We start from the raw sequence: 25,347 nt of genomic DNA on the forward strand, positions 1-25,347 counted from the left end.
CTCAACGCATCAGCATCGACTGGGCGGATTTCACCACGTTTTCAGCCGAAGCCTGACGCGGAGGCACCGCCAGGCCGCGTTGCACGGCCGGGCGCGCTTCGATGGCGGCCAGCCAGCGCTGCAGGTGCGCCAGCCCCTCCACCGACACGCCGGCCCAATCGTGCAGACGCACCCAGGGGAAGGTGGCGATGTCGGCGATGCTGTAGTCGCCGGCCAGGTATTCCACCAGCGCCAGACGCGAGTCGAGTACCTCATAGAGGCGGCGGGTCTCGTGCTGGTAGCGGTCGATGGCCGGCTGGATGACTTCGGGGAAGTAGCGGAAAAAGGCGTTGGCCTGCCCCTGCATGGGGCCGACGCCGCCCATCTGGAACATCAGCCACTGCATCACCAGGGAGCGGCCCTTGGGATCGGCAGGCATCAGTTGACCGGTCTTCTCCGCCAGATAGACAAGGATGGCGCCGGACTCGAAGACCGGGAAATCACCGTTGTCGCGGTCGACGATGGCCGGGATACGGCCATTGGGGTTGATCGCCAGGAAGTCCGGCGCCTTCTGCTCCTTGCGCTCGAAGGACAGCGCAGTCACCCGGTACGACAGCCCCAACTCCTCCAGGGCAATGGAGACCTTGTGGCCATTGGGGGTGGCGGCTGTGTAGAGGTCGATCATCCGGTCTCTCCTTGAAAATGGGGCCCAGCCTTCCCGCTTGCCCCATTCAAGTCAAGGCGCGGCGAAGAAGGGATTGAAACAGTCTGCTACGGCCTGGGCACCGGTCTCGTCATTGAGGTGCAGGTGGTGGCCGCCCGGCCGATGGTGCACCTCGAAGGGTAGACCTTGCAGCAATTGAGCGATGCGCGGCTCGGCGGCCATCTGCCCGCCCTCGGCCAGCACCAGGCAGGTGGGGCACTGTACCGCGCGGACGAACTGCTGGGCATGGGCGAAGGTCAGGCGCATCGGCGATGGCAGGGTCAGGCGCATGTCGGTGCGCCAGGTGTAGCCACCCGGCACTGGCATCAGGCCGCGCTCGGCCAGCAGTTCGGCAGCCTCGCGACTCACCGCCACCAGACCCTTCATGCGGGCCTGCACGGCACGGTCGATGTCGGCGTAGACCGGCTTGCGCTTGCCCTGCAGGGCCAGCCGTGCCCGCAGCGCCTCGCCCAGGCGGGCCGGCGCGCCATCGGCTTCGCCGGTGTAGGGGATCAAGCCGTCGATCAGCGCCATGCGCTCCACCCGCTCCGGCAGCGACGCCGCCACCAGAACCGAGACGATGGCCCCGAGGGAATGGCCCATCAGCGAGAAACGCGCCCAGCCCAGTTGCTCGGCCACGTGCAGCACGTCCTCCGCGTACTCCCACATCTGGTAGCTGGAGCCTGCCGAGTAATGCCCGGAATGCCCGTGCCCGGCCAGGTCCAGGGCGACGATGCGCAGGCCCTTGAGCTTCGGTGCCAGGCGCGCGTAGGTCATGGCATTGTCCAGCCAGCCGTGCAGGGCCAGCACCGGCCGGCCGTCCTCGGGACCGAACAGGTGCGCGGCCAGCTCGACGTGGGGCAGGTTCAGGCGGATCTCCTCGACGTGCGCACTCATGCGGACTCCTGGCGGGCGGCCTGGCCGTCCCAGCGCTTGAACAGGGTGCGGAGCAGCGCTGCCGTATCGTGCGGGCGCTCCAGGGGAAACATGTGGCCACCCGGCAGCGACAGGTACTCGCCCTTCGGCACCCGGCGCACCAGCCGCGCGTGGTGCGGCATCACCACCCGGCTGTGGCGCCCGCGTACCACCGCCAGCGGCACCTGCAACTGCTGCGGCCGTCCGGGGCTGCTGTGGGGCACGCTGCGGTAGATGCGGATCTCGGTTTCCGGGTCGAACTTCAGCCGCAGCCCGCCGGCGGTCTCGGTGAAGCCATGGCGCACGTAGGCGTCCAGGCAGTCCGGATCGAAGTGGCGGAACAGCGCCTTGCCGGCGAAGTAGCGGCGCGCCTCCTCCAGGTCGGCGAATTCCTCGCGACGGCCAAGGGTGCGCCCGGCGGGGGTGATGCGGTCGATGAAGCCGAAGCGCTTGGCGGCGCGGATGACCATCTTGTCGGCCAGGGTCAGCACCGGCGAATCGAGCATTGCCACCCCGCGGTACAACTCCGGCCGGCGCAGGGCCGCGTGGTAATGCAGCACCCCGCCGAGGGAATGGCCGACGCCCCAGACCGGCTCGGCCTGGGCTTCCAGGTGGTGGATGAGTTCGTCCACCAGGTTTTCCCAGTTGTCGTTCACCGGGAAGCGTGGATCGTGCCCGTGCTGCTCCAGGTGCAGCACGCGGTAATCCGGCGCCAGCGCGTCGAACAGTTTGGCGTAGGTGGCGGACGGGAAGCCGTTGGCATGGGCGAAGAAAAGGGTCTGGGTCATGGCGGCGGCTCGTGGCGGAACTGCCGGGGATTTTCCGGCAGGCCAGCGGAGCCGGCAATGACTCTCACGCACGGTGATGACGGCGCTATGGCCAGGGGCTGGGTGATTTCAGCCACGCCCGCGCAGGCGAGCCGGCGGCGCGCCGTAGGTACGGCGGAACAGGCGGGAGAAATGCGCCTGGTCATAGAAGCCCAAGCGCAGCGCCACGTCCGACAGCGGCTCCCCCGCCAGCACCAGCGGCAGGGCGCGGGCCAGACGCAACTGGGTCAGCCACTGCAGCGGCGGCAATCCGCAGTGACGCTGAAAGCGCCGCAACACCTGCCAGGGGCTCAGGCCGCAGAAGGCCGCCAGTTCCTCCAGGGAGGGCGGCGCGTCCAGCCGGGACTCCAGCCACTCCCGCAGGCGCCGCCAGGTGATCCCGTCGAAGCCGCCGGCCGGGTCCTCCACCCGCAGGCTCGACCCCAGTTGCAGCAGGCAGGCCATGGCCTGCCACAGGGCTTGCTCCTGGGCCAGCCGTGAATCCCCGAGCAGGCTGTCATGGGCGGCCAGCAAGCGCGCCTGCAACGCCGGATGACGCAGGGTCGCGCCGAGCAACCTGGGCGTACCACGAAGGCCGTCGCTGAGGGCGCGGCTGGCCTGCTCCAGCCAGTACGGCTCGAAGGCCAGCACACGAATGCGGTAGCCCTCCGCGTCCAGGCTGGCGCCGTCGTGGATCTGCTCCGGCGCCATCAGCAACACATCGCCCTGCCCCGCCAACTGGCGCTCACCCCGATAGACGAAGCGCTGCCGCCCCTCCAGCAGCAGGCCCACGTGGTACTCCAGGTGGAAATGCCGGGGGAAGGCGAAGTGGTGGTATTCGGCGTCGATCAGGCGGATGCCGGGCAGGCCGCCGACGATATGGCTGGTGCGTTCCATGCGCGCCACTCTAGCGCGCCGCCCCTGCCCTGGCTTGGACGAAATTGCAGCCGGGCTCCGTGCGCCGACGAGCCGGCCAGGCGCACACCGAAGGCGGTCCGCACGCCCCCGGTGAGCCGGTACAGGGCATGGATCACCGCCGACCGCCCGGCAGGGCCTGGCACCGGCGCTTCGAGGTTCACCGGACTCAGTCGGCAACCGACGATCGATGCCGCCCTCTACAAGAAAGCCATGGCCTCTTTGCCGTCCGGGGTCACCGTGATTACCACCCTGGATGACGACGGCCAGGGTGACTACCGTGCGTTCTTCAGCCCCTGTCATGGGGGCTCTTTTCGAGAGTGCCCTGCCCAGGCAGCCCTCGACAGACCCAACACCCGGCAAATGGCCGTTGCTCAGGCCGGCTTCCGCCACACACTCGCCAGCCAGGGCTGCTGCTCGCGAGGCAGCCCCGCCGGCCGGTAATAGTGCTCCAGCGCCTGGAAGCCCGCCGCCTCCAGCAACTCACGCCAGCGCCCATAGTCGTGCCAGGCACCGTAACGCTGGCCATTCCAGCCCTCCTCGTTCTGCCCCCTTGGGTTGGAGCTGAACAGCACCCCACCCGGCCGCAGGGTGGCGTGCAACTGGCCCAGTACCCGCGGCAGCTCCTGCAGCGGCACATGGAACAGGCTGGCATTGGCGAACACGCCATCGAAGCGCTCGGCGGGCAGCTCCAGCGCCAGGAAGTTCTGCTGCCACACCTCGCAGCCGGCATCGATGCGGGCCATCTCGACGAAGCGCGCCGTACCGTCCAGCCCCACCGGGCGGTGACCGAGGCGGCGGAAGGTCTGCAGGTCGCGCCCCGGGCCACAACCGAAGTCGAGGATGTCGAACGGTCCGCCCGGCCCCAGGTGGCGCAGCAGCGCCTCGATGTTCTGGCTCACGTCGTGGTCGCGGGTGCCTTCGCGGAAGCCCTCGGCATTGCGCTGGTAGTCATCCAGGGTGATGGCGCTGATGGCGTCGAGATCGTCGGGTTCCAGGCTCATGGGGCCTCCAGGCAGTGAACGGCGGCGGGCATTCTACCGGCTGCGACGGGAACGGCCACGGCCGGCCGACAGGGCGAATGATTCCCGACACCGGTTGACGCCACCCCGTGCCAGTGGTCAGATGCGCGCCGTTCCAGGTGCCCCACGCCGTCGTGCGTGGGGTGAAACGGGAAGCCGGTGCGTCCATCAGGACCAGTCCGGCGCTGCCCCCGCAACGGTAAGCGAGCGCTGCATTCGATACGCCACTGTGCCCACGGCATGGGAAGGCGAATGCGGCGTGATCCTCGCAAGCCCGGAGACCGGCCTGGAGCATCGATAGGCAAACCCGCGGTGGGCGGGCACGGGCCGGTTTCTCGCACGGGTGCACGCGCCCGCGCGCGCCTTTGCATTCCCTCCGGGCTCCATTCATTCCTGACGTGATAGGAACGACATGTCCCGTACCTTCAGCTCCAACGCTCCGGCGAGCGCCGCACTCGGCCTGCTCGCGCTGTCCATTTCCTTCTCCCTGCACGCCGAAGACGGCACCCTGGCGCTGCCGGCCACCGCCGTCACCGACCAGGCGGACGACACCGCCATCCGCCTCGACACGCCCGTGCCCGCCGGCTCGCGCCTGGGCCTCTCCGCCCTGGAAACCCCGGCCAGCACCAGCGCCATCAGCGGTGACGAAGTGCGCGCACGCAACAACGCCACCGTGCAGGACGCCGTGACCCGCAGCCCCGGCATCACCCACATCGGCACCCCCGGCAACGGCGGCACCGCCCTCTCGGCCCGGGGCTTCACCGGACACGCCTCGGTCATGCAGCTGTACGACGGCACGCGCTTCTACACCGGCATGGGCACCACCACCTTCCCCACCGACCCGTGGATGGTCGAGCGCATCGACGTGATCCGTGGCCCGGCCTCGGTGCTCTACGGCGAAGGCGCCACGGGCGCGGTGATCAACGTGGTGCCGAAGAAGCCCTTCGACGGCGAGATCCGCAACCGCCTGCGCCTGGGCTATGGCTCCGACGACCGCCAGCAGATGGCCCTGGACAGCGGCGGCTCGCTCACCGACACCCTCAGCTACCGCCTCAACCTCAACCGCGAGACCAGCCACGGCTGGATCGACCGGGGCGACTCGAAGAACCTCGGCCTCAGCGCCGCCCTGCGCTGGCAGGCCAGCGACGCCCTGGCCTTCACCCTGGCCCACGACCAGGGCGACCTGCAGCCGATGAACTATTTCGGCACGCCACTGATCGATGGCCACCTGCGGGACAGCCTGAAAGACAAGAACTACAACCTGCACAACGCCGAGTTGCACTACAACGACCAGTGGACCCGGCTCGTCACCGACTGGACGCCCAGCGAGGGCTTCAGCGCCAGCAACCAGCTCTACCACATCAAGAGCCGCCGCTACTGGCGCAACGCCGAGGCCTACACCTGGGACGCCGGCCGGGGCCAACTGGAGCGCGCCGAGCAATTGCGCATCAAGCACGAGCAGGAGCAGATCGGCGACCGCCAGACCTTCACCTTCGACCATTCGTTGTTCGGCCTCGACAGCCGCACCCTGGTAGGCGGCGAGTTCAACCGCATCCGCTTCGACCTGCTGAACAACGCGCCGTACGACGACATCGGCGGCGACTACGTCGACCCGTGGAACCCCACGCCCGGCTACTACCAGAGCGCCTCGGCCTACCGCCCGCACTCGCGCAGCGAAACCCGCACCGCCGCGCTGTTCGCCGAGAACCGCACCCAACTGAGCGAGCGCTGGTCCGTGGTCACCGGCCTGCGCCGCGACCAGAACCACATCGACCGCACCGACCTGCGCGCCAACAGCCGCAGCGACCGCAGCATCCAGGGCGGCAACTGGCGCGCCGGCCTGGTGTTCGCCGCCACCCCGCAACTGTCCTTCTACGGCCAGTACTCCACCAGCGAGGACGGCGTCAGCAACCTCATCACCCTCAGCCCCACCCAGCAGCAGATGGACCTGACCGAGTCGAAGCAGACCGAGTTCGGCCTCAAGCAGCAGTTCTGGGACGGGCGCGGCGAATGGACCCTGGCCGCCTACCACATCGTCAAGAAGAAGCTGCTCTCCCGCGAATCGGTGACCCGCCCCACCCAGCAGATCGGCCAGCAGTCTTCCGACGGCCTGGAAGCGACCCTGGAACTGGCCCTGGAGCAGGGCTGGCACGTCTCGGCCAACGCCTCGCTGCTGCGCGCCGAATACGACGACTTCAACGAATCCGTCGGCGGCCAGCTCGTCTCCCGGTCCGGCAACAGCCCCACCAACGTGCCACGGCGCACCGCCAACCTCTGGGTCAGCAAGGCGCTCGGCCATGATCTGGACGCCGGCCTCGGCGCGCGCTACGTCGACGCCCGTTACGCCGACGCCGCCAACACCGTCAAAGTGCCCGGCTACACCGTGCTCGACGCCAACCTCGGCTGGCAGGTGCTGCCCGACACGCGCCTGGGGCTGGAGCTGAACAACCTGCTGGACCGCCGCTACGCCGTCACCCAGCAGAACGGCGGCCAGCAATGGCTGCTGGGCCAGCCGCGCTCGTTCTTCGTCACCGCCGACTACAGCTTCTGAGGGTTACGCCATGTCCCGCCTGAACCTCCATGACCTGCACTGGGCCCCTGACGGCGCCCTCGCCGGCTGGTCCCTGGACGGCATCGGGCTGGACGTGGCGGAAGGCGAGTTCGTCGGCCTCATCGGCCCCAACGGCAGCGGCAAGAGCAGCCTGCTGCGCTGCATCTACCGCGCCGCCCGCCCCCACGGCGGCACGGTGCGGGTGGACGACGAGGACATCTGGCGCCAACCGTCGCGCTGGTGCGCACAGCGGGTCGCCGTGGTGCTGCAGGAGTTCCCCAGCGACTTCGGCCTCAGCGTTGCCGAGGTCGCCGCCATGGGCCGCTCGCCCCACCAGGGGCCGTTCGACGGCGACACTGCCGACGACCGCGCCCGGGTCAGCGAAGCGCTGCGCCAGGTGGCCCTCGAAGCCCACCGCGACACCCCCTTCGCCCGCCTCTCCGGCGGCGAGAAGCAGCGCGCCCTGCTGGCCCGCGCCCTGGTGCAGGCCCCCGGCCTGCTGCTGCTCGACGAACCCACCAACCACCTCGACCCGCGCTACCAACTGGAACTGCTGGCCCTGCTGCGCCGCCTGCGGCTGAGCACCCTGGCCAGCTTCCACGACCTCAACCTCGCCGCCGCCTTCTGCGACCGCCTGCTGGTACTCGACGGCGGCCGTCTGGTGGCCAGCGGCACCCCCGAAGCCGTCCTCACGCCGCAACGCCTGCTGGAGGTGTTCGGCACCCCCGCGCTGGTGGACCGCCATCCCATCGGCGGCCACCCGCGCATCACCTGGATCACCCCCCCATGAACAGCCGCTCCCTCGCCCTCGCCGCCCTGCTGCTCGCCGGCAGCGCCCAGGCCACCCAGTACCCGGTGACCATCACCAGTTGCAACCGCCAGGTGGTGTTCGAGCGCGCACCCACGCACGCCGTCAGCCAGGACGTGAACCTCACCGGCATGTTGATCGCCCTCGGCCTGCGCGAGCGCATGGCCGGTTACAGCGGCGTCAGCGGCTGGAAGACCCTGGACCCGAGCCTGCGCGAGGCCCTCGCCGGCCTGCCGGAACTGGCCCGCAAGTACCCCTCGGTGGAAACCCTGCTGGCCGCCGACACCGACTTCTTCTTCGCCGGCTGGAACTACGGCATGCACGTGGGTGGCGACGTCACCCCGGCCACCCTCGCGCCGCTGGGCATCCCGGTGTACGAGCTGAGCGAGTCCTGCGCCCACGTCATGCCACGCGAGGCGGCCAGCCTCGATGACCTCTACCGCGACCTGGAGAACCTCGGCCGCATCTTCGACGTCGAGCCCCGCGCCCAGGCCCTGGTGGCCGGCCTCAAGGCCCGCGTGGCGGCGGTGGGCGAACGCCTGGCCGGCGTCGCCGAGCGGCCCCGGGTGTTCCTCTACGACAGCGGCGAAGACCGCCCCTTCAGCAGCGGCCGCCTCGGCATGCCCCAGGCCCTGATCGAAGCCGCCGGCGGGCACAACCTGCTCAGCGACCTGGCCGCCAGCTGGACCCAGGTCAACTGGGAAACCGTGGTGGAGCGCGATCCGCAGGTGATCGTCATCGTCGACTACGGCGAGCGAACCTGGCAGCAGAAGCGCGACTTCCTGCTCGCCCAGCCGGCCCTGGCCGGGGTCACCGCCATCCGCGAGCGGCGCTTCCTGGTGCTGCCCTACCTGGACGCCACACCCTCGGTGGAGAACGCCGCCGCCATCGAAGCCCTCGCCGCCGGGTTGCACCCGCAGGTGTTCGCCGGGGTCGCCCGGTGAGGCCGTTGCGCTCGGCCGGTGCCTTCCGCCTGCTGCTGGTGGGGCTGACCGCGCTGCTGGCGCTGTCGCTGGTGGCTGCCCTCGGCTTCGGCCCGGCGCGGCTGCCCCAGGAGCAGGTCTGGGCCATCGTCGGCGAGCGCCTGGGGTTGCTGCAGCGAGGCGACTGGAGCGATGGCCAGGCCAGCATCGTCTGGCTGATCCGCGCCCCACGGGTGTTGCTCGGTGCCCTGGTGGGCGCCGGCCTCGCCCTCGTGGGCAGCGCCCTGCAGGCCACCACCCGCAACCCCCTGGCCGACCCGCACCTGCTGGGCGTCAGCTCCGGCGCCGCCTTCGGCGCGGTACTGGTGGTGCTCTACCTGGGCGAGTTCGCCGGCCACCTGAGCCTGCCTCTGGCGGCGTTCGTCGGCGCCCTGGCGAGCACCGCCCTGGTGCTGGCCATCGCCAGCCGCCACGGCCGCCTGGAGAGCGACCGCCTGCTGCTGGCGGGCGTGGCGGTGTCCTTCCTGTGCATGGCGCTGGTCAACCTGCTGCTGTTCCTCGGCGACCCGCATGCCGCCAGTTCGGTGCTGTTCTGGATGCTCGGCGGGCTCGGCCTCGCCCGCTGGGAGCTGCTGGCCCTGCCGGCCGTCAGCCTGGCCCTCGGCCTGGCACTGCTGATGGCCCAGGCCCGCGGCCTGAACGCCTTGATGAGTGGCGAAGACACTGCCGCCAGCCTCGGCTTCGAACCCCGTCGGGTGCGCCTCTGGGTATTCCTCTGCGCCTCGCTGCTGACCGGCGTGCTGGTGGCCCTGAGCGGCGCCATCGGCTTCGTCGGGCTGATGCTGCCCCACCTCGCGCGCCGCCTGGTGGGCGCCGAGCACCGCCGCCTGCTACCCACCAGCGCCCTGCTCGGCGCGCTGTTCCTGGTCTGGGTGGACGTCGGCGCCCGCACCCTCGCCGCCCCCCAGGACCTGCCCATCGGCATCGCCACCGCCGCCATCGGCGGGCTGTTCTTCGTCGGCCTGCTGCGCCGCCGCTGAAGCCCCCTCCCCGTAGCCCGGACTTCAGTCCGGGACCAGGCAGCACACAATCCCGGGCTGAAGCACGGGCTACAGACGGTCCCCACATACCCGGAAACGACAACGCCGGCCCTGGGGCCGGCGTTGTCGTGGGGGCGGGTGTCAGAGGTGTTCGCTGCGGGCGTTCACCAGCAGGTTGCGCCCGGCCCCCAGGCCGAAGGCGGTGGCCGCCAGGCTGATGCCGACGAAGATGAAGCCCACCGCGCTCCAGCCGTGGGTCAGGTCATGCACCACGCCGACTGCCAGCGGGCCCATGGCGGCCAGGGTGTAGCCCACGCCCTGGGCCATGCCGGAGAGGTTGGCGGCCACGTGGGCGTCCCGCGAGCGCAGGACGATCAGCGCCAACGCGATGCTGAAGGTGCCGCCCTGCCCCAGGCCGAGCACCACCGCCCAGCCCCAGATGCCGCCCAGGGGCGCATAGAGCATCCCCATCAGCCCGGCCAGGGTCATGCTCATCACCAGCACCACCGCCAGGCGCTGGTCACGCGCGCGGGTGGCCAGCCAGGGGGCGCCGAGGGCGCTGACCAGTTGGGTCATCACCGAGCCGGACATCACCAGCCCGGCCTCCACGGCGGACAGCCCACGGTCGATCAGGATCGACGGCAGCCAGCCGAACACGATGTAGGCCAGGGAGGATTGCAGCCCCATGTACAGGGTCACCTGCCAGGCCAGCGGGTCACTCCAGAGGCCGCTGACCCGGTAGGCCTGGCGGCCGGCATGGGCGGACTGCCGCGCCTGGGGCAGCCACACCAGCGCCGCGAGGATCGCCGGCAGCGCCCAGAAGGCCAGGGCCGGTTGCCAGGCGCCATCCAGCACACCGGCCAGGGGCACCGTGGCCCCGGCGGCCAGCGCCGCGCCCAGGCACAGGGCCATGGTGTAGACACCGGTCATGAGCCCGGCGATGTGGGGGAAATCGCGCTTGACGATACCCGGCAGCAGCACGCCGATGATGCCGATGCTGGCGCCGGCCAGGACGCTGCCGAGGAACAGCCCGGCCAGCGGAAACAGGCTGCGCAGGACGATGCCACCGGCCAGTACGAGGAGGATCAGCAGCACCGTGCGCTCGCTGCCCAGGCGCCGCGCCAGGATCGGCGCCAGCGGGGCGAACAGGCCGAGGCAAAGGACCGGCAGGGTGGTGAGCATACCGGCCCCGGAGGCGGAGAGCCCGGTGGCCTCGCGCACCATGTTGAGCATCGGCGCCAGGCTGGACAGCGCCGGGCGCAGGTTCAGCGCCACCAGCACCAGCCCCACCAGCAACAGGGCGGCGCCTCCGGCGATGGCAGGGGGCGCAGGTTCGTCGTCGGCCTCGGCGTCGATCAGCAGTTCCTCCGGCGGGCAGGCCGGGGGCGTGTGGGAGGGGGAATCGTGGGCAGGCATGGCAAGGCAACTCCAGAAAAGGGCAAACGTCAGATCAGCAACGCACGGTTGGCCGCAGCGGCGGCGTCCGCGTCTTGTCGTTCGATGGCGTCCAGCAACTCGCGGTGCAGGTCGAAGCACGGCTGCGCGCGGTCGGGATCGGAAATGGTGCGCTCCAGGCCCACGCGGATGACCTGGGAGAAGTAGCGGTACAACTCGCTCAGCACCGGGTTGTGGGCGCTGTCCACCACCCGCTGGTGGAACACCAGGTCATGGTCGATGTAGTCCTGCAGGTCTTCGTAGCTGGAGCGTGCGGCGGAGGCCGCCAGGGCTTCGCGCAGGGCGATGAGGTCAGCCTCGGTGCGGCGCAGGGCCGCCAGGCGCGAGGCTTCGATCTCGATCATCCCCCGTGCCTCCAGGGCCTGCTCCACCGAGCTGCGGGCCAGGGCCTGCATGGTGGAGAGCGGGTCGGCGCACGCACGCACGTAGGTGCCGTCGCCCTGGCGCACTTCCAGCACGCCGGAGAAGGTCAGCACCCGCACCGCTTCGCGCACGGTGTTGCGGCTGATGCCGATGATCTCCGCCAACTCGGGTTCGGGCGGCAGGCGCTGGCCGAGCAGCCAGGTGCCGTCGTCGATGCGCTGGCGGATCTGCTCCAGGGCGATATCCACCAGGGAGCGCTTGAGGGCCGGTGCGGACATGGCAGACATCCAATCATCCGATGAATTTCAGGGGGGGGTGCGCAGACTAGCGGCCTCGGGGCGGGTTCGCAACCCCGGATATCCTTGCGATCCAGGCAATACTCATTATCTGCAACGGTGATTTTTCGCCTCCCGGGGGCATTGGTAGCCTGCTCGGCATCCCGTCACCACTGCCCCGGGGGCCCCATGAAACCCACTCACATCCTGGCGCTGGCCCTTGCGGCCCTCGTCCTCAGCGGCTGTGCCAGCCAGCCGGAACCGCGCCCCTACACCGACGCCGAGATCAAGCAGTTCTCCCTGGAGATGCTCAACCGTGCCGGGTTGCCCTACGAGGACTACGAGAAGGTCCGCCAGGCGCTGATGAACCCCAATCCGCGCGTCTCCAGCGCCCGTCGCGACTACGAGCCGGCCTTCATCCGCGGCACCGAGGGCTGAGCCCGTCAGGCCGGCACACCGCGTACCTGGAAGGTCTTGCGGTAGGCCGCCGGCGGCATGCCGATCCGTTGCTGGAACAGCCGGCGGAATGAATTGCTGTCCTCGTACCCCACCTGGAAGGTGATGCGTTCCAGGCTCAGGCGGGTGGTCTCCAGCAGGTGCTTGGCCTGCTCCAGGCGCAGGGTCTGCAGGTACGCCAACGGCGAGTAGCCGGTGGCCTCCTTGAAGCGCCGCTTGAAGTTGCGCGTGCCGAAACCGAAGCGCTGCGCCAGTTCGTCGATCAACACCGGCTCGGTGTAATGCGCCTCCAACCAGTTCTGCACCTGCAGCACCTTGGCGTCCCCATGCCCCTTCGGCGTCGACCACATGACATAGGCCGACTGCCCGGTGCGCACGCTGTCGATCAGCAGGTAGCGGCCGCAGGTCTGCGCCAGCTCCAGGGAGGCGAAGCGCCGGACCACGTGCAGCAACAGGTCCATCGCCGCGCTGGCGCCACCACTGGTCATCACGTTGCTGTCCTCGCAGAGGATCAGCGTCTCGTCCAGCAACACCTCGGGGTAGCGCCGCCGAAACAGGCCGGCGAAGGCCCAGTGGGTGGTGGCCCGCCGCCCTTCCAGCAACCCCGCCTCCGCCAGCAGGAAGGCCGCCGTGCACATCGAGGCCACCGTCGCGCCTTCGGCATGGCGGGCCTGCAGCCAGGGCACGTAGCGGTCGAAACCGGGCAAGGCCTCGCGCAGGGTGAAGATGAAGCCCGGCACCAGCACCAGGTCGGTCCGCTCGATGCTGCCCAGCGCCGCCTGTACCGCGACCCGATGCCCGCCGAGGGTGGTCACCTCCCCACCATCCAGGGACACGCTCACCACCTCGAACGGCGGCTCGCCTTCGGCCAGCAGGTTGGCCGCCCGCAGCACCTCCACGGCGAGGAAGGTGCTGGCGGCAGAACAGTAGTCGGTGACGAGCAGGGTGACGTGCATGGCAGCGCTCTTGCAGGTTTCGCATGGAATATGTCATTTGCGCACCTATCCGAACAGGGGGCATGGCTCTAGATTGCGCGGGTCTTCCCCAATCGGTCCGACCTGCCATGAATCTCTGGTTCCGCCTGCTCCTGATGCTCCTCCGCCGCCCCTGGCGCAAAGCCGTCCACGGCCTCGACACCACCGTCATCCGCATGCGGGTCTGGCCGCTGGACCTGGACTTCAACCGCCACGTCAACAACGGCCGCTACTTCACCCTCGCCGACCTCGGGCGCATGGATTTCGTGCTGCGCAGCGGCGCCTTCCGGGTCGCCCTGCGCCACCGTGCGCTGCCGGTGGTGGGCGATATCTGGGGCAAGTTCCGCCGCGAGCTGCGGCTGTTCGAAGCCTTCGAGGTCCACACCCGCCTGCTGGGCTGGGACGAGAAGTGGACTTTCATGGAGCACCGCTTCGTCAAGGACGGCCGGGTGCTCGGCGTGGTGATCATGCGCGGCCTGTTCCGCAGCCCCAAGGGCCCGGTCGCCCCCGGTGAGTTCGTGCAGGAGCTGGGGGTTTCCGCCGAGTCCCCCACCCTCCCCGACTGGCTGTCGGACTGGTCCACCAGTTGTGATGGCCTCAGCCAGGGTCTGCGCCAGGAGGAAGGGCGGGAGGGCTGAGACCGTTCGTAGGAAATGCCTTGCCGGCACATTGATTCCAAACCCAGGGCAACTAGGCTGCACTCAGCGCAACGGCAACCCTCAGGGAGCGAGCAACCATGCCTCATGCAGCCTACCGCCTATCCCGGCGCCCCTTCCGCCTCATCCTGTCCACCGCCCTCGGCATCGCCCTGCTCAGTGCCCAGGGCTGTGCCGGCCCGTCCGGCTCCGCGCAGCTCTACAGCCCCAAGAGTAATGGGCTGGGCGGCGTGTTCCCGGAGAAGCTGGACATGTCCAAGGCGGTGATGAAGACCGACCCCAACCGCGACCTGAAGGGCAAGGACGTCTTCGCCCTGTACCTCTCCGATGCCTACTTCAAGTACCTGCCCGACTTCAGCGGCGCCAACGAAGTGGTGATCGTGGCCGAATTCACCGAGGTCAGCGCGGGTGACAAAGGAGACACCGTCACCACCGTGCTGGGTCCCTACACCGGTGTCGGCGACCCCTCCAAGGGGCCGTTCTTCAACAAGCTGCTGTACGGCCCCAAGAAGCTGGAAGCGGACCAGATCAGCATCACGCTCACGGTGCTGGAATACGACCAGGGCGAGAATGAAGACACAGCAGCCTTCCTCGACTTCATCAACTCCGTCGGCCAGACCCTCTCGCTGGACAACCCGGTGACGGCCGCCGAGCGAACCTTCACCAAGGAAATCGCCAAAAGCCTGCTCAGCCTGAACAAGGACGACGTGGTGATGCGGGTCAGCTTCGACCTGCTCGGCAATGCGGGGAATCTGCAAGCCTTCCAGGACGTCAACGGCAGTGCCATCCCCCTGAACCCCGGCAACTACACCCTGATCAACCAGGAGTCCTGCGCACTGACCACCTGCTTCGGCTACCTGAGCAAGAACGGCACATCCAGGAACCCCGTCGCCTACATCGGTGACGCCGTCATGTCGGTGCCGGTAGCCATCAAGCGTGGCCTGACTGACGCGCCAGACGGCCCCTCGCTGGAAGACATCGACTCAAGCCAGATCAAACTGCAGCAACAGGCTCTGATAGGTAAGGATGGCAAGCCCTACACCGACAAGACCTGGCTGACCCTCTCGGTCGTCCAGGGCGGCGACCCGAGTCTCTGGGCCAAACGCAAGCTGCTGCTCAGTGCCGAGGAAATGGTCCAGCGCATCGCCAAGTCGAGAACCGGCGACCTGCAGGTGAGCCAGAACTATCAGGCAGCGATCGAATCCCTGGAGGCTGCCAGGCGCCAGGAAAAGGCCGCGAGCGGCGTGATGGGCTTCGCCGACAGCCTCAACACCCAAGGCGAGAGGGTGTTCGCCACCTCGCAACGCGAAATCTGCCTCCGCCATCCCGACACCTTGAAGAGCGATGACATCACCGCCCAGGTATTCAGGGTTCAGGCCGACAAGTCACTGAAGCGAGTCGCCGACGCCGACATCGCCATCGACCCCAGCCGCTCGACGCCCAACAACACCTGCCTCAAGACCACGGCCAATGGGATGAGCGCCGGGCGCTATCGCGTGGAGCTGACCTATGCGGCAGGCGGTGAGACCTACCGACAGCGCCTGGACTACGAGGTGAAATAAACGGGCCAGCCGCATCCTGCTCGCACACCATTCAGCACGGCCTGGCGGCCACCCACCTCGCCAGGCTCGTCACATCGCACGGCTCGATGAGCCTGCCGCTGGGCCTCCCCCTCAGCCAGCCCATCCGCCCTCGCCAGTGAGTGGCGACTCAGCCGCGCGGCACCAGCAAGGGCGCGAGCACCCGTTCGGCCAGGGTCCGCAGGTAGTCGTCGCTGATGGCGCCCTGGCTGAGAAAGTGGCGGATGTAGAGCGGCCCCACCAGCATCTCCACCGCCTGCTCCGGCTCGACCCCTTCACGCAGTTCACCGCGCGCCACGGCTCGTTCGAAGACGGCCCGGTGGGCGGCGGCGCGCTTGCTCCAGTACAGACGGATCAGCGCGCGGTTGGCGCCCTCGCCACTCAGGCTGAAGGCCTGGCCTACCAGGGTGGCGCCCAGGGGGTCGCAGAGAAAAGCGCGGGTGCCCTGCAGCAGCAAAGTCACGTCGCCCATCAGCGAGCCGCTGTCCGGTATCGGGATCAGTTGGTCCACGTAGCGGTTGGCCGTGAAGGCGATCAGCTCGTTCACGTCCGGCCAGCGCCGGTACACCGAGGCCACGTGTACGCCTGCACGCTTGGCTACTCGGGGAATGGAGAAGGCGATGGCGCCGTGCTCGCGCAGTTCGTCCCGCGCGGCGGCCACGACCTGCTCCAGCACGCGGGCGCTGCGCCCGCCGGTGCGAACACGCTTTTGGGGTGTGCCGGGGGGGTCATTCATCGGTGGGGTCATTCGGTCTTCTCTGGTCAGCGGGTGAAGAGTCGTCCAGGGCGGAGCGGATTTCAAACAGCAGGCCCGGACCTGCCCACGGCCTTTTCTGCCGCACGGGCCTGGCGCCCCAACCCGCAGGGCCAGGCACCATGCTGGCGAGACCACGCCCAAACACTGCCTTGGATCAAGGAAAGGCGAAGTAATCTCGGGAAATTCGAGTAAAACAATGTGAGATATGTCGCACAAATTAAGTCGAATTCATATGCTTTACGCACAAGACCAACACCCCTAAGCGCTCTGTGAAGAGTGGTCAGACGCTCGGGCACCGCTACCCCGCCGCACAGACGGCAGCACAGGCACCCTGTGCAGAAGGAGCCGCCGATTCATTGAAATCCGTTCCACCCGCAGGGCAGGCCGAAGGGGGCCAGAACGTGTCGCTCGACACACCACCACCTTTGCATGACCTGGGGAAACACCATGTGGATTAGACAAATACGAATAGGCCTTCGCTCGGCACTCGCCTTCTCGACGCTGGGGCTGTTGCTGGTGCTGCTGGGGCTGATCGCGCTGTACCAGATGAGCCAGATGGATGACATGAGCGCCGAGGTCGACGCCAACTGGCTGCCTTCGATCATGGCGGTCAACGACTTGAGTGCCGCCAGCTCCCGCATCCGCGCCATGACCTTGCGCTACGCCGTCGTCCAGGGCGACTTCCGCGACTCCACCCTGGCCGGTCTGAGAAAGGCCGAGAGTGCCCAGGCGGATGCCGAGCGCCGCTACGAGCCGATGATTTCCTCCGCCGAGGAACGCCGCCTGTACGACGCCTACAAGGTCGCGCGGGACCGCTACATGGAGCAGTCGCGCCTGACCGTTTCCCTGACCCAGGCCGGCAGCAGCGACGAGGCACGCCATACCGTGGAACAAAAGCTCGGCGACTACGCCGAAGAGCTGGCCAATGCCCTTGCTGAGATGGCCCGCGTCAACAGCGAAGGGGCCAAGCGTGCCTCCGTCAAAAGCGACGCCACTTTCTCCAACGCGGTGACCCTGGTGATCACCGTGATCACCATCGCCGTGGTGCTGACCGTCCTGCTGGCAGTGATCTTCACCCGCAGCATCATCCTCCCGCTGGCCCAGGCCGTGGACGTGGCGCGCGCGGTCGCCTCCGGCAACCTGACCCACCGCATCGACGCCCAGGGCCAGGACGAGCCGGCCCACCTGCTGCGCTCCCTGCAGGACATGCAGACCAGCCTGCGCAGCACCATCCAGCACATTGCCGATTCCTCCAGCCAGCTCGCCTCGGCCTCGGAAGAGCTGCACGCGGTGACCGAGGACTCCACCCGCGGCCTGCACCAGCAGAACACCGAGATCGAGCAGGCCGCCACCGCCGTCAACGAGATGACCACCGCCGTGGAAGAAGTGGCGCGCAACGCCGTCAGCACCTCGGAAGCCTCCAAGCAGGCCGACCACACCGCCCGCAGCGGCCGTGAGCAGGTGGGCCAGGCGGTCAACTCCATCGCCCAGCTCGCCGGGGACGTGGCCAACACCTCCAGCAAGGTGGAAGAACTGGCCGACAACGTCCGCGACATCAGCCAGGTGCTCGCCGTGATCCGCTCCATCGCCGAGCAGACCAACCTGCTGGCGCTCAACGCCGCCATCGAGGCAGCACGCGCTGGCGAGCAGGGTCGCGGCTTCGCCGTGGTAGCTGACGAGGTGCGGGCCCTGGCCCACCGCACCCAGCAGTCGACCCAGGAAATCGAGCAGATGATCAACACCATCCAGCAGGGCACCAGCCAGGCGGTCACCTCGATGCAATCCAGCCGCGAGCGGGTCGACTTCACCCTGGACGTGGCCCGCGCCGCCGGTGCCGCCCTCGACGAGATCGCCCACGCCATCTCCTCCATCAACGAGCGCAACCTGGTGATCGCCAGCGCCTCCGAGGAGCAGGCCCACGTGGCCCGTGAAGTGGACCGCAACCTGGTGAACATCCGCGACCTCTCGCTGCAGACCTCCGCCGGCGCCGACCAGACCAGCGCCGCCAGCCAGGAGCTGTCGCGCCTGGCCATCGACCTCAACGGCGTGGTGCAACGCTTCCAGCTTTGAAGGCCGAAGGGGGGCGTCATGCGCCCCCCTGACTGCCACTGGTCGGAAACTCGCCAGAACAAATAAATGGCGCCAGAAACCCCCCACCAAAAAGCTATACAAGAATTAACCTTGTACAACCTCGGCAACCAGCCAATTTCCTCGCGCAACATGTCCGTCTACTCGTTCCCGCTTTCTCCGGGTGGCTCGAATGGCGGCGTTCAGTGATGACCAACACGAGCCATTGACGGCCAGCAGGACGCTTTCGCTGGGGCCAAGTGACCTGACTTCGTCTAGTTTTTCTCGGCGTGCACTACGCCAGGGAGATGACAGCATGTGGCTCAATCGCAAGAAGGAATCCGCTCCGCAGCAAACCATCGACGCGCTTGAGCTGGCCTCGATCCGCCGTTCGATGGCCACGATCGAATTCACCCCCGACGGCATCATCCTGGATGCCAGCCCTGCCTTCCTGAACGTGGTGGGCTATCGCCTCGAAGAGGTGGTGGGCCAGCACCATCGACTGTTCTGCCCCCGGCAATTGGCCGAGAGCGCTGCCTACCAGCAGTTCTGGCAACGGCTGCGTCAAGGCGAACGCTTCAGCAAGCGCTTCATGCGCCTCAACCTCGCCGGCGAGGTGATCTCCGCCAACCGGAACTTTCTGGAACTCATGGGCTACCGGCTGGAGGACATCCTCGGCAAGCACCACCGCCTGTCCTGCGTCGCCGAAGACAGCCGCAGCGATGAGTACCGACAGTTCTGGGCCCGGCTCAACCAGGGCGAATTCCTCTCCGACCGTTACCGCCGTGTCACCCGTGACGGCCGCGTGGTCTGGCTGCGCGCCACCTACAACCCCCTGTACGACGCCAACGGGCGCCTCTATGGCGTGGTCAAGTTCGCCAGCGACATCACCGCCCAGGTGGGGCGCCGCGACGCCGAGGCCGCCGCCGCCCAACTGGCCCACGACATCGCCATGGAGACCGACGTCACCGCCGCCCAGAGCACCCAGACCGTGGCCCGCACCGTCGACGTGGTCACCGAGATCGCCACCAACCTGGGGACGGTCGCCGACCAGATCGAGGGGCTGAACAAGCAGTCCGAGCAGATCACCAGCATCGTCCAGGTCATTCGCGGCATCGCCGACCAGACCAACCTGCTGGCCCTCAACGCCGCCATCGAAGCCGCCCGCGCCGGTGAGCAGAGCCGTGGCTTCGCCGTGGTGGCCGACGAGGTGCGTCAGCTCGCCTCCCGCACCAGCCAGGCGACCCTCCAGATCAACGGCGTGGTGCAGCAGAACCAGAACCTCGCCCGCAGCGCCGTGAGCAGCATGAGCACCACCCAGGACCGCGCCCGGGAAGGGGTCGAGCTTGCCAACCAGGCCGGCGAAGTGATCCGCGAAATCCGCAGCGAGTCCCACCGGGTGGTGGACGCCGTTGCGCAGTTCTCGGTGACCTTCACAGACTGAGCCTGCCGCGCTGGGTCGCGCTTGCCGTGGCCCGTGCGCCGGTGCAGAGTCGCCTCCATCCCCCCACGAGCCATGCCATGAATACGCCAGACCTGCCGCTGACCCTCTACGTCGACCTCGCCTGCCCGCTCTGCGCCCGCGAGGCCCAGTGGCTGGCGCGCCACGCCGACCCGGCCCGGTTGCGCCTGGAAGACATCAGCGCCGTCGATTTCGACGAACAGGGTGCCGGCCGCAGCCGCCAGGAACTGGGGGATCGCCTGCACGCCCGCAGCGCCTCAGGGCAGTGGTACACCGGCGTTGACGCCACGCTCTGGAGCTGGCGTGCCGCCGGCCTGCACCGCTGGGCCGCACCGCTGGCCTGGCGCCCCCTGCGGCCGCTGTTCCGCCTGGGCTACAGCCTGTTCCGCCGCCTTCGTCCGCACCTGGCCTGGCTGCCCCACCCGGATGGCAGCAGGCGCTGCGCCGGCCAGTGCGAGTTGCCCCCGAGCCCCCGCGACAAGCCCTGACGCCGGCTCGCGGCGCAGCGAACGGTGCAGCACCGGTACCTTCCACAGCAGCCAACTGGGCATCACGCCCAGCAGCAGGCTCAGGGACATCAGCCCGCGCCCTGCCCCCCTCCCCCTCATACGGAGAACGCCACTTCTCTTGTCCTTGTGCACGCTCCATCATCAGCTCCTTTCCCCCGCAAAGGACCTGCAATGAGCCGTATCTACCCCGAAAACCTCTTCAGCTTCGCCGCCCACGACACCCAGCGCAGCGCTACGCAATTCTGGCAATGGGCCTTCTCCGACGCCCAGGACCCGATGCTGCGGGGCCTGCTTGTCGAGTACCTGGTCTGCCAGCACCTCATCGACCATGCCGAGCACATCGCAGGCCCACAGGTCCGGCGCTTCACCCAGGACGACCCCTACCAGGGCAATCTGATCCGCAGCTTGCGCCGCTCGTTCGAGTTCCAGCATGCAGGCGACGTCACCGACCTGCAGCTGACCTGGGGCCTGACCGTGGAGATCAAGAGCAAGAACACCGCCACCCGGCGCTGGAGTCTGAAGAAGACCCAATGCTGGAACTGGCTGACGGGCAGGAACCTTTCGCGCAAGGCCTTCCAGGCCAACCTCTACATCCTGGCCGAGCTCGATGGAGCGCCCCAGGAAAGTGGCGGAAAGCTGGACCTGGGAGAAACCCGCTTCCACGTGCTCTCCCGTGAGGACCTGGAGGCACTGGCGGGCAATCGCAACCAGGTCGGTTACAAGGCCTTTGTCCAACGCAGCGAGGAACACAAGCAGAGCTGCGACTACCACCAGTTGCCAGGAGTGGTGCAACGCCTTGCCCATGCTCGCTTCAAGCAGGCGTGCGCCAGTGTGGCAGCCCACTGGCGCCTTCCCGACCGGCCAACCGGGAACGCCTACCCGCTGGCAGTGCAACGCAATGGCGTGATCGAAGCCGGTTATTACTGCGGCGAGGAAAGAACGCTGCTGATGCCATTCACGGTGGCTTGGCAGAACGGTTTCACGCCGGACTGGAAGGCCTGGGAGGCACTGGGCATGCGCTTCGAGCCGGAAGCGTAATCAACTGGCTCGGCCAGGCCTCAGACGTTGTAGTCCGCCGGCGGCGGCGGCAGTTGGCTGAGCAGTTCGTGCAGGCCGGCGGCCCAGTCACGGCGGATGCCCTGGTAGTACTCGTCGTCTTCGGTGACGCGGTAGCCCACCGGGTGGATGAGGCTGTCGGTGTGATAGACCAGGAGGTCCAGCGGCATGCCGACGGAGAGGTTGCTGCGGATGGTGGAGTCGAACGACACCAGGGCGCAGCGCAGGGCCTCTTCCAGGCCGGTGCGGTAGGTGAGGTTGCGGTCGAGGATGGGCTTGCCGTACTTGCTCTCGCCCAGTTGCAGGAAGGGGGTGTCTTCGGTGGCCTGAATGAAGTTGCCCTGGGGGTAGATGCTGTACAGCGCCGGTGGCTGGCCGGCGATCTGCCCGCCGACGAGGAAGGAGCAGGTCAGGTCGGTGTTGCCCGCCAGCGGTGCGCCGTCCCGGGCCACCACTTCGCGGATGGTCTCGGCCACCAGGGCGGTGGCGTCGTACAGGGTCGGCACGCTGTCGAGGTTCACCAGGGTGCTGCCCAGGCGCTGCTTGAGCAGGTTGACCACCGACTGCGAGGTGGCCAGGTTGCCCGCGCTCTGCAGCACGATCAGCCGCTCGCCCGGCACGCCGAAGGTGAACAGCTTGCGGAAGGTGGCGATGTGGTCGATGCCCGCGTTGGTGCGGGAATCGGAGACGAACACCAGGCCATCGGCGAGGTGCATGGCGACGCAGTAGGTCATGTCAGGCTCCTGTTGTTGTAGGCGCCCCGCCCTGCCCGCGTGCAGGCGGCATTCCCGGCGGGTGGCCTGCCGGATGGCAGGCGGGCAGTCAGAAGCCGGGGTGCGGCGGAGCGTCGGGGGACCGCGTTACTGCTGCTCCTGGACCATCAGCAGCGCCGGCGCATCGAGATCGACCCGCGCGTGCATCTGCTCCCCGCCACCCCGGCGCATCCCGCGCACGGGGCAAGCGTCGAGGTAGTCCAGCCCCACTGCCAGCTTCAGGTGGCGTTCGGGGCGGGACAGCCGGTTGGTGACGTCGAAGCTGTACCAGGCCCCCTCCAGCCAGGCCTCCGCCCAGGCATGGCTGACCAGTTGGCTGTCGCCATCGCGGTACAGGTAACCGGAGACGAAGCGGGCCGGTACGCCGAGGGTGCGGGCGCAGGCGAGGAAGGCGTGGGTGTGGTCCTGGCAGACACCGGCACGCCCGGCGAAGGCTTCGGCTGCGGTGCTGTCGACGGCGGTGACGCCGGCCTTGTAGGGCATGTGTTCGTGCAGGGCCTCCATCAGGGTGATGAGCCCGTCGCGCCCGGCGTTGGCCGGGCAGCGCTGGTGGGCGAAGGCACGCAGGGCCTCGTCCGCTGCGGTCAGCCGGGTGCTGCGCAGGAACGGCAGCGCGGACTGGGGATCGTGCTCGGCTTCGCGGCTCTCGTCGATCTCCACCTGGCCACGGGCGGCGATGACGATGGCCTCATGGGGCTCGTCCAGGGTCAGCACGTGGAGGATGTTGCCGTATGGGTCCAGTTGCGCGCGCACCGGGCGTGGCAGGTCCAGCTCCCAGCTCAGCACGTGCTGTCGCTCGCTGTCGTGGGGGGTCAGGCGCAGGTACTGGATGCTCGCGCGAACCTGGTCGTCGTAGCGATAGGTGGTTTCGTGGCGGATGGACAGTTTCATACGGCCTCCAGGTAGGAACTGTGGATGGCTCTGGCCAGCTGGCGAACCAGCAGGATGAAGTCGGTGAGCCAGCCGTGCAGGCCCTCACCGAGGATTTCGTCGATGCTCGTGTAGCGCAGGCGGGCGTCCAGCTCGGCGGCCAGGCGCTGGGCAGGGCGGCCGTTCTCGCCGGGCAGCCCGGAGAGGATCAGGTTCAGCTCCTCCATGCAGGCCCGCAGCGAGCGCGGCACATCGGGGCGCAGCAGCAGCAGTTCGGAGACCTGGCGAGCGCCCGGGGAGCCCCGGTAGACCTCGTTGTAGGCCTCGAAGGAGGACAGCGCCCGCAGCAGGGCACTCCACTGGTAGTAGCCCCGGGCGGAGGTATCGCTGACCTGCTCGGCGTCCTCGCCGAGCATTTCGTAGCGGGCATCGAGCAGGCGCAGGGTGTTGTCGGCCCGTTCGATGAAGGTGCCCAGGCGAATGAAGCGGTAGGCGTCGTGACGCATGATGGTGCCGAAGGTGGCCCCCCGGAACAGGTGGGAACGCTCCTTCACCCAGTCGCAGAAACGCTTGATGCCGTAACGGCCGAGGCCTTCGGCGGCGATACCGCGCATCTCCAGCCAGGTGGCGTTGATGTTCTCCCACATGTCGGCGGTGATGCGCCCGCGCACGGCGTGGGCGTTGGTCCGCGCGGCACGCAGGCAGCCGTAGATGCTGGCCGGGTTGTCGGCATCGAGGGCGAAGAAGTGCAGCATGCGCTCGGCGTGCAGTTGCCCGTGGCGGGTCAGGTAGGCATCCAGCGTGCCGGTGATCAGCAGCGGCATGGCCAGTTCTTCCAGCCCGTCGCCGCGGCCATCCTGGGGCATCAGCGACAGCGAGTAGCTGACGTCCAGCATGCGGGCGAGGTTCTCGGCGCGCTCCAGGTAGCGCGACATCCAGTACAGGTCGGAGGCGGTACGGCTCAGCACGGTCAGTCCTCCACGATCCAGGTGTCCTTGGTACCACCACCCTGTGACGAGTTGACCACCAGGGAGCCCTCGCGCAGCGCCACCCGGGTCAGCCCGCCGGGCACCAGCCGGGTCTCACGGCCGGAGAGCACGAAGGGGCGCAGGTCGATGTGGCGCGGGGCGATGCCCTTCTCGACGAAGGTCGGGCAGGTGGACAGGCACAGGGTCGGCTGGGCGATGTAGGCGTCGGGACGGGCCTTGAGGCGCTCGCGGAAGGCCTCGATCTCGGCCGCTGTGGCGGCCGGCCCGACGAGCATGCCGTAGCCGCCGGAGCCCTGGGTCTCCTTGACCACCAGCTCGGGCAGGTGGGCGAGGACGTGGGACAGCTCCTCCGGTTTGCGGCATTGCCAGGTGGGCACGTTGCGCAGGATGGGTTCCTCGTCGAGGTAGAAGCGGATCATGTCGCCGACATAGGGGTACACCGACTTGTCGTCGGCGACGCCGGTGCCGATGGCGTTGGCCAGCACCACGTTGCCGGAGCGGTACGCCGCCAGCAGGCCGGGCACGCCGAGCATGGACTCGGGGTTGAAGGCCAGGGGATCGAGGAAGGCGTCGTCCAGGCGACGGTAGATCACGTCCACCGGCTGCGGGCCGGAAGTGGTGCGCATGAACACGCGGTCGTCACGCACGAACAGGTCGGCGCCCTCCACCAGCTCGACGCCCATCTCGCGCGCCAGGAAGGCGTGCTCGAAGTAGGCGCTGTTGAAGCGGCCGGGGGTCAGCACCACCACGCTGGGGTTGTCCAGCGGGCTGGAGCTCTTGAGCGTTTCCAGCAGCAGGTTCGGGTAGTGGTCGATGGGGGCGACGCGCTGGGCGGCGAACAGCTCGGGGAACAGCCGCATCATCATCTTGCGGTCTTCGAGCATGTAGCTGACGCCGCTGGGGGTGCGCAGGTTGTCTTCCAGCACGTAGTAGGTGCCGTCGCCGTCGCGCACCAGGTCGACCCCGGCGATGTGGGCGTAGATGTCGCGGTGCAGGTCCAGGCCCTGCATGGCGATCTGGTAGCCCTCGTTGGCCAGCACCTGCTCGGCGGGGATGATCCCGGCCTTGATGATGCGCTGCTCGTGGTAGAGGTCGGCGAGGAACAGGTTCAGCGCCTTGACGCGCTGGATGCAGCCCCGCTCGACCACGCGCCATTCGCTCATGGGGATGGCGCGGGGGATGGTGTCGAAGGGAATCAGGCGCTCAGTGCCCTGCTCGTCCCCGTAGAGGGTGAAGGTGATACCGGCCCGGTGGAACAGCAGGTCGGCTTCGCGCCGCCGCTGGGCAAGCAGTTCTTCGGGGGTTTCGGCCAACCAGCGGGCGAACTCCCGGTAGTGCGGACGGCAATTGCCGCTCGCGTCGTACATCTCGTCATAAAAGGTGCGGGCCATGCCGGACTCCTTGTCGCTACCGACCACCGAGCCGTCGCAAGCGCCGTGCCAG

At 68.4% G+C, this 25,347-nt stretch carries 23 protein-coding genes, 2 pseudogenes and 1 riboswitch; of the genes and pseudogenes, 12 read left to right on the forward strand and 13 right to left on the reverse strand.

The annotated features are described in order from the left end of the window. Position 1 precedes the first annotated feature (1 nt). The 5 genes from A7D27_RS15045 to A7D27_RS15065 form a co-directional block, all read right to left on the reverse strand. Positions 2-664: a glutathione S-transferase family protein gene (locus A7D27_RS15045; RefSeq protein ID WP_069561904.1), complete on the reverse strand. Its 663-nt coding sequence runs from the start codon at positions 662-664 to the stop codon at positions 2-4. A 51-nt stretch (positions 665-715) separates the two neighbouring features. Continuing rightward, a complete protein-coding gene (locus A7D27_RS15050; RefSeq protein ID WP_069561905.1) occupies positions 716-1,579 on the reverse strand; it encodes an alpha/beta fold hydrolase in 864 nt (287 codons plus the stop codon). Beyond that, the gene (locus A7D27_RS15055) at positions 1,576-2,385 is read right to left on the reverse strand and encodes an alpha/beta fold hydrolase (protein ID WP_069561906.1); all 810 of its coding nucleotides are present in this window, start codon (positions 2,383-2,385) and stop codon (positions 1,576-1,578) included. Before A7D27_RS15055 ends, A7D27_RS15050 begins: the two co-directional genes overlap by 4 nt. 108 nt (positions 2,386-2,493) lie before the next feature. Continuing rightward, positions 2,494-3,300 (reverse strand): AraC family transcriptional regulator, encoded by an 807-nt coding sequence (locus A7D27_RS15060; RefSeq protein ID WP_069561907.1) that lies wholly within the window; start codon positions 3,298-3,300, stop codon positions 2,494-2,496. A gap of 392 nt (positions 3,301-3,692) precedes the next feature. After that, positions 3,693-4,322: a bifunctional 2-polyprenyl-6-hydroxyphenol methylase/3-demethylubiquinol 3-O-methyltransferase UbiG gene (locus A7D27_RS15065; protein WP_069561908.1), complete on the reverse strand. Its 630-nt coding sequence runs from the start codon at positions 4,320-4,322 to the stop codon at positions 3,693-3,695. Positions 4,323-4,440: 118 nt separating this feature from the next. Beyond that, positions 4,441-4,645: riboswitch (cobalamin riboswitch) on the forward strand. Between the two features lie 107 nt (positions 4,646-4,752). Between A7D27_RS15065 and A7D27_RS15070 the strand changes: the two genes are divergently transcribed. From A7D27_RS15070 to A7D27_RS15085, 4 genes are read left to right on the forward strand one after another with little or no spacing between them, the layout of a single operon-like run. Continuing rightward, a complete protein-coding gene (locus A7D27_RS15070; RefSeq protein WP_069565349.1) occupies positions 4,753-6,891 on the forward strand; it encodes a TonB-dependent siderophore receptor in 2,139 nt (712 codons plus the stop codon). Between the two features lie 10 nt (positions 6,892-6,901). Continuing rightward, positions 6,902-7,681, forward strand: coding sequence for an ABC transporter ATP-binding protein (locus A7D27_RS15075; RefSeq protein WP_069561910.1), 780 nt, complete (start codon positions 6,902-6,904; stop codon positions 7,679-7,681). Beyond that, positions 7,678-8,643 carry an ABC transporter substrate-binding protein gene (locus A7D27_RS15080; RefSeq protein WP_069565350.1) on the forward strand — a complete coding sequence of 322 codons (966 nt, stop codon included), beginning with the start codon at positions 7,678-7,680 and terminating at the stop codon, positions 8,641-8,643. Before A7D27_RS15075 ends, A7D27_RS15080 begins: the two co-directional genes overlap by 4 nt. Next, positions 8,640-9,662 (forward strand): iron ABC transporter permease, encoded by a 1,023-nt coding sequence (locus A7D27_RS15085; protein WP_139134105.1) that lies wholly within the window; start codon positions 8,640-8,642, stop codon positions 9,660-9,662. Before A7D27_RS15080 ends, A7D27_RS15085 begins: the two co-directional genes overlap by 4 nt. Positions 9,663-9,803: 141 nt before the next feature. Here A7D27_RS15085 and A7D27_RS15090 read toward each other — a convergent pair whose 3' ends face one another. Together A7D27_RS15090 and A7D27_RS15095 are read right to left on the reverse strand one after the other, a co-directional pair. Further along, positions 9,804-11,078: an MFS transporter gene (locus tag A7D27_RS15090; RefSeq protein ID WP_069565352.1), complete on the reverse strand. Its 1,275-nt coding sequence runs from the start codon at positions 11,076-11,078 to the stop codon at positions 9,804-9,806. A gap of 29 nt (positions 11,079-11,107) precedes the next feature. Continuing rightward, a complete protein-coding gene (locus A7D27_RS15095; protein WP_069565353.1) occupies positions 11,108-11,758 on the reverse strand; it encodes a FadR/GntR family transcriptional regulator in 651 nt (216 codons plus the stop codon). 186 nt (positions 11,759-11,944) lie between these two features. On the opposite strand from A7D27_RS15095, the gene A7D27_RS15100 reads away from it, so the two are divergent. Next, on the forward strand, positions 11,945-12,193 hold the full coding sequence (locus tag A7D27_RS15100) for a hypothetical protein (protein ID WP_069561915.1): 249 nt from the start codon (positions 11,945-11,947) through the stop codon (positions 12,191-12,193). A gap of 5 nt (positions 12,194-12,198) precedes the next feature. Here A7D27_RS15100 and A7D27_RS15105 read toward each other — a convergent pair whose 3' ends face one another. Continuing rightward, a complete protein-coding gene (locus A7D27_RS15105; protein ID WP_069565354.1) occupies positions 12,199-13,167 on the reverse strand; it encodes a GlxA family transcriptional regulator in 969 nt (322 codons plus the stop codon). A 107-nt stretch (positions 13,168-13,274) separates the two neighbouring features. On the opposite strand from A7D27_RS15105, the gene A7D27_RS15110 reads away from it, so the two are divergent. After that, a complete protein-coding gene (locus tag A7D27_RS15110; RefSeq protein ID WP_069565355.1) occupies positions 13,275-13,823 on the forward strand; it encodes a thioesterase family protein in 549 nt (182 codons plus the stop codon). A gap of 98 nt (positions 13,824-13,921) precedes the next feature. Then, positions 13,922-15,403, forward strand: a complete 1,482-nt coding sequence (locus A7D27_RS15115) for a hypothetical protein (protein ID WP_083265647.1) — start codon at positions 13,922-13,924, stop codon at positions 15,401-15,403. Positions 15,404-15,551: 148 nt separating this feature from the next. Here A7D27_RS15115 and A7D27_RS15120 read toward each other — a convergent pair whose 3' ends face one another. Then, positions 15,552-16,157, reverse strand: coding sequence for a TetR/AcrR family transcriptional regulator (locus A7D27_RS15120; RefSeq protein WP_069565356.1), 606 nt, complete (start codon positions 16,155-16,157; stop codon positions 15,552-15,554). Between the two features lie 468 nt (positions 16,158-16,625). On the opposite strand from A7D27_RS15120, the gene A7D27_RS15125 reads away from it, so the two are divergent. From A7D27_RS15125 to A7D27_RS15140, 5 genes and pseudogenes are all read left to right on the forward strand, one after another. Next, the gene (locus A7D27_RS15125; protein WP_069565357.1) at positions 16,626-18,248 is read left to right on the forward strand and encodes a methyl-accepting chemotaxis protein; all 1,623 of its coding nucleotides are present in this window, start codon (positions 16,626-16,628) and stop codon (positions 18,246-18,248) included. 391 nt (positions 18,249-18,639) lie between these two features. Further along, positions 18,640-19,134 (forward strand): annotated as a pseudogene (locus tag A7D27_RS29145) (PAS domain-containing protein); the annotation flags it as partial. 114 nt (positions 19,135-19,248) lie between these two features. Next, positions 19,249-19,689, forward strand: a pseudogene (locus A7D27_RS29150) (methyl-accepting chemotaxis protein); the annotation flags it as partial. Between the two features lie 77 nt (positions 19,690-19,766). Next, the gene (locus A7D27_RS15135; RefSeq protein WP_069561922.1) at positions 19,767-20,195 is read left to right on the forward strand and encodes a thiol-disulfide oxidoreductase DCC family protein; all 429 of its coding nucleotides are present in this window, start codon (positions 19,767-19,769) and stop codon (positions 20,193-20,195) included. A 192-nt stretch (positions 20,196-20,387) separates the two neighbouring features. Continuing rightward, entirely contained in the window at positions 20,388-21,254 is an 867-nt protein-coding gene (locus A7D27_RS15140) for a hypothetical protein (protein ID WP_069561923.1), read from the forward strand. Between the two features lie 20 nt (positions 21,255-21,274). Here A7D27_RS15140 and A7D27_RS15145 read toward each other — a convergent pair whose 3' ends face one another. The 4 genes from A7D27_RS15145 to A7D27_RS15160 all read right to left on the reverse strand — a co-directional run bounded on the left by A7D27_RS15145 (position 21,275) and on the right by A7D27_RS15160 (position 25,295). Beyond that, entirely contained in the window at positions 21,275-22,006 is a 732-nt protein-coding gene (locus tag A7D27_RS15145) for a proteasome-type protease (RefSeq protein ID WP_044400296.1), read from the reverse strand. A gap of 126 nt (positions 22,007-22,132) precedes the next feature. Beyond that, a complete protein-coding gene (locus A7D27_RS15150) occupies positions 22,133-22,936 on the reverse strand; it encodes a transglutaminase family protein (RefSeq protein ID WP_069561925.1) in 804 nt (267 codons plus the stop codon). After that, complete coding sequence (locus tag A7D27_RS15155; RefSeq protein WP_069565359.1) at positions 22,933-23,883, reverse strand: alpha-E domain-containing protein; 951 nt, start codon at positions 23,881-23,883, stop codon at positions 22,933-22,935. Before A7D27_RS15155 ends, A7D27_RS15150 begins: the two co-directional genes overlap by 4 nt. Before the next feature lie 2 nt (positions 23,884-23,885). Next, positions 23,886-25,295 carry a circularly permuted type 2 ATP-grasp protein gene (locus A7D27_RS15160; protein ID WP_044400287.1) on the reverse strand — a complete coding sequence of 470 codons (1,410 nt, stop codon included), beginning with the start codon at positions 25,293-25,295 and terminating at the stop codon, positions 23,886-23,888. Positions 25,296-25,347 lie beyond the last annotated feature (52 nt).

This window comes from Pseudomonas sp. 1D4 (assembly GCF_001728925.1).
Lineage (GTDB): Bacteria > Pseudomonadota > Gammaproteobacteria > Pseudomonadales > Pseudomonadaceae > Metapseudomonas > Metapseudomonas otitidis.